The sequence below is a fragment of the Sphingomonas sp. CCH9-F2 genome, assembly GCF_001556735.1.
GTDB lineage: Bacteria > Pseudomonadota > Alphaproteobacteria > Sphingomonadales > Sphingomonadaceae > Sphingomonas > Sphingomonas ginsenosidimutans.
This window is the reverse complement of sequence record NZ_LSJO01000318.1, coordinates 1-4,302: the sequence shown is the minus strand read 5'-3', so window position 1 is coordinate 4,302 and position 4,302 is coordinate 1. Positions and strand designations below refer to the sequence as shown.

3 protein-coding genes are annotated in these 4,302 nt (G+C 70.6%); 2 read left to right on the top strand and 1 reads right to left on the bottom strand.

Annotation, left to right across the window (positions count from 1 at the left end; all coding sequences use genetic code 11):
• Positions 1 to 1,164, top strand: a 1,164-nt coding sequence (locus AX685_RS09320) for a sugar porter family MFS transporter (RefSeq protein ID WP_066487853.1), incomplete at its 5' end; no start/stop codon positions are given.
• A 48-nt stretch (positions 1,165 to 1,212) separates the two neighbouring features.
• Here the strand turns inward: AX685_RS09320 and AX685_RS09315 are convergent.
• A complete protein-coding gene (locus tag AX685_RS09315; RefSeq protein WP_066487851.1) occupies positions 1,213 to 3,732 on the bottom strand; it encodes a glycoside hydrolase family 3 protein in 2,520 nt (839 codons plus the stop codon).
• A 172-nt stretch (positions 3,733 to 3,904) separates the two neighbouring features.
• Here AX685_RS09315 and AX685_RS09310 point away from each other — a divergent pair.
• Positions 3,905 to 4,302, top strand: a 398-nt coding sequence (locus tag AX685_RS09310) for a MarR family transcriptional regulator (RefSeq protein ID WP_197418546.1), incomplete at its 3' end; no start/stop codon positions are given.

The following is a 4,302-nucleotide window of genomic DNA, read 5'->3' as shown; positions in this document are numbered from 1 at the left end:
GCAGGGCTGGGCGCGGCGGTGTCCGCCGCCTTGTGGGGGACGCTGGCGGGGGCGCTGTTCAGCGGGCCACCGGGCGACCGCTGGGGCAGTCTGGCGGTGCTGCGCGTCGTCGGGCTGTTGTATGTCATATCGGCGGTGGGGTGCGCGGTGGCGACGTCGCTGCCGGCGTTCGTCGCGTTCCGCGTGCTGGGCGGGCTGGCGATCGGCGCGTCGTCGGTGCTGGTGCCGGTCTATATCGCGGAGATCAGCCCGCCGCAGCGCCGCGGGCTGCTGGTCGGTCTGTTCCAGTTTAACATCGTCGCCGGCATCCTGGTGGCGTACCTCAGCAATTACCTTGTGGCGCAGGCGGTGCACGCGGATATCGCGTGGCGGTGGAAACTGGGCGTGGCCGCGGTGCCGGCGGGGCTGTTCCTGCTGCTGCTGACCGGGTTGCCGCAAAGCCCGCGCTGGCTGACCGCGCGCGGACGCGACGTCGAGGCGCAGGCGGCGGCGGCGCGGCTGGGGCTGGCGGCGGTGCCGGTGGTGGAGAGCGGCGGGACCGGGCGGCTCGACTGGCGCGTCCACCGGATGCCGATCCTGCTGGCGATCGCGATCGGGCTGTTCAACCAGCTGTCGGGGATCAATGCGATCCTCTATTATTTGAACGATATCTTCGCCGCCGCCGGCTTCCACGGCGTGTCGGGTGACATGCAGGCGATCGCGATCGGTGCGGCCAATCTGGTCGCAACGGTCACGGGCATGGCGATCATCGACCGCGTGGGGCGCAAGCCCCTGCTGATCGGCGGCGGCATGGTGACCGCGCTGGCGCTCGCCGGGGTCGCATTGGTCTATGCCGGGGCCGCACCGGCGGCGTGGCTGCTGCCGTTGCTGATCCTGTTCATCGTCGCCTTCGCCATGTCGCAGGGGGCGGTGATCTGGGTGTACCTCAGCGAGATCTTCCCCACCGACGTGCGTGCGCGTGGGCAATCGATCGGCAGCGCGACGCACTGGGTCGCCAACGCGGTGCTGTCGTTCGCCTTTCCGCTGGTGGCGGACTGGGACCGGGCGCTGCCGTTCTGGTTCTTCGGCGCAGCGATGCTGGCGCAGGCGGCGCTGGTGTGGCGGCTGTTCCCCGAAACCCGCGGGCGCGATCTGGAGGCGATCAGCGCCGATCTGGCGCGGTGACGCCGTGCCGGGCCGTCCCGGCTATTGCCGGGGCGGCCCGTCGGCCGTTCACTTCGCGCAGGCGACCGTCTGGTCGGCGACCATGCCGAGCGCGACGCGCGACAGGCTGATCGTGCCCGTACCGCCGAGCGTCAGGACGAACGGCGCATTGACCTTCGCCAGATCGGCGCCGGCGCCCGCGAAGCATTTGAGCGGCACTGCCAGCGTCTTCCACTGACCCAGCGGCAGCGCGGCCAGCTGCGGCAGCGGCAGCGTGGCGAGGCGATCGCCGGTGCGCATCCCGATCGTCGCGGTGCCCGCCAGTGCGGTATCGCGGCGCACCGTCGTCACCAGCAGGACATCGCCGTTCGACTGGCGGGTAATGTCGAGCGGCGCCTGCGGCTCGACCGCAATCGTCGCGCCGCGGCCGGTGACCGTGAAGCGGCGCGCGCCTTCCTGCACGACATGGTCGGTGGCCGACACGGTGACCGCGCCCCCCGCCGCGCGCGCGGGCAGGGTGGTGATGCGCGCGGGCGACGTGCCGTCGGCGTCGGCGACGGTCAGCGAGCCGCCCGTCCCGGGTGCGCCGCGGTCGAGGTACACGCCCTCCGTCGCGGTGTCCGCGACCCCGGCATTTTCGGGCAGCGTCTTCCACGCCGCCGCGCCCGTCAGGCCGTAGCCGAACGGGAACAGCGTGGGCGCGCCCGGCGCGGCGCTGACCGGCCAGGCGGTGGGCAGCGTGCCGGTGAAGCCGCGCGGCGCCTTGCCGTCGCGCCCGGCGACCAGCACGTCGGCGATCCCGCCGCCCTCCGACCCCGGCAGCCATGCGACGACGAAGGCATCGGCGAGGTTGAGCGCCGGGTTCACGTACAGCGGCCGCCCGGTGATCATCAGCGCGACGACCGGCACGCCCTTCGCCTTCAGCGCGCGCATCGTGTCCCACGGGCGGCGCAGCTCGGGGGCGAGTTGCAGCGCCTTCACGTCGCCCTGGAATTCGGCATAGGGCGTCTCGCCGAACACGACGATCGCGACGTCGGGCTTCGCGGTGAAGCTGCCTTCCGGCGACAGGGTGGCGGTGCCGCCCGCCGCGGTGACCGCGTCGTTCAGCCCCTTCCAGATCGAGGTTGCGCCGGGGAAGCGCGCATTGTCGAGGCCGGTGCCCTGCCACGTCAGCGTCCAGCCGCCGGACTGGCGCGCTATATCGTCGGCGCCGTCGCCGGCCACCAGCACCTTGGCACCGGGACGGATCGGCAGGACGCTCCCCTGTTGCTTGAGCAGCACCAGCGACTTGGCCACCGCCTCGCGCGCGATCGCGCGGTGCGCGGGGCTGCCGAGCAGGTCGAACTGCCCCGACAGCGGGCGCGACGATGGGCGCCCCGCCTCGAACAGGCCCATCCGCGCCTTCACCCGCAAGATGCGCGACACCGCATCGTCGAGCCGCGCCATCGGCACCTGCCCCGATGTCACCTGCGACAGGAGCGAGGCGTAGAGCGGCTTCCAGCTGTCCGGCGCCATGTAGAGGTCGATCCCGGCGAGCAGCGCGGTCGGGCAGCTGGCATTGGTGCAGCCTGCGACCTGGCCGTGCGCGTTCCAGTCCGACACGACCAGCCCGCCGAAGTTCATCCGGTTCTTGAGCACATCGGTCAGCAGCCCCTTGTGCCCGGTCAGCTTGCGCCCGTTCCAGCTGGAAAAGCTGGCCATCACCGTTTCGACGCCATTCTCGATCGCGGGGACGTAGGGGGCGCCATGAATGCGGCGCAGCGTTGCCTCGTCGATCTGCGCATCGCCCTGGTCGACGCCGTTCTTCGTCCCGCCATCGGCCAGGAAATGCTTGGTGCTCGCGATGACGTGCGGCCCCTTCAGCACCGCTTCCTTGCCCGGTTCGCCCTGCAACCCGCGGATCATCGCACCGACATAGGAGGCGACCAGCGCGGGATCGGACGAATAGCCTTCATATGCGCGGCCCCAGCGATAGTCCTGCGGCACCGTGACGGTGGGCGCGAAGGTCCATTCCATGCCGGTCGCGCGGATTTCCTGCGCGGTCGCTGCGCCGATGCGCTGGATCAGCGCGGGATCGCGCATCGCGCCCAGACCGATATTGTGCGGAAACAGCGTGGCGCCGACGATGTTCGAATGGCCATGGACCGCATCGGTCCCCCAGATCATCGGCACCCCCACGCCGCCGTTCGACCGATCGACCGAGGCGTCGTAGAAGGCATCCGCCAGCTTCAGCCATTCCGGCGCTGGGGCGAACTCGTCGTTGTTGGGCGCCGAATTGCCGCCGTTGAGGATCGAGCCGAAATGATAGCGGCGCATATCGGCGGGGGTGACGTGCGCGATGTCGGGCTGGATCACCTGCGCGACCTTTTCCTCCACCGTCATCCGCTTCAGGATCTCGGCGACGCGCTGTTCGATCGCGGGATCGCGCGGATAGGGCCAGCGCGGCGAGGGCCAGTCGGCGGGGTGGACGGTGTCGCTGCCCAACGTATCGGGCGTCCGCGTATCCGCGGCGCGGTCCTGCGCCGCGACCGGCATCGTCGTCGCGGTGAGCGCGATCGCCCCCGCCAGCAGCCAGCCCGTCGATCGCATCCCATTCTCCCGTCGCAAATTCAGTCGTTTCGGGAAAATCGTAAAACGATTGATATATTCTGTCCATGCCGTACATTGCGTTGGAATGGAGAGCGGGGGCGACACACCTAGCTACCGGCCGCGGTTGGCGGGTGCCAACATCGAGCATGCCGGTCAGCATAACCAGCGCGTGGTGCTGCATGCCATCCGCGTGGCGGGGGCGGCGACGCGCGCCGATATCGCGCAGGTCACCGGGCTGACCCCGGCGACGGTATCGAACATCACCAACCGATTGCTGGAGGACGGGCTGCTCCAGCCCGCCGGGCAGCGGCGCGGCGGGCGTGGGCAGCCGGCGATGCGGCTGGTCGTCAGCCCGGGCGGCGCCTTTTCGATCGGCATCAACATCGACCGCGATCACCTGACCATGGTGGCGGTCGATTTCGGCGGCGCGGTGCGCGCGCGGATCAGCCGCGAAATGGCGTTCCCGATGCCGGTCGACGTCCAGGCATTCTACCGCGGCCATGTCGGCGGGCTGCTGGAGGAGGCGGGGATCGAGGGCGCGGCGGTCAGCGGGATCGGCGTCGCGCTGCC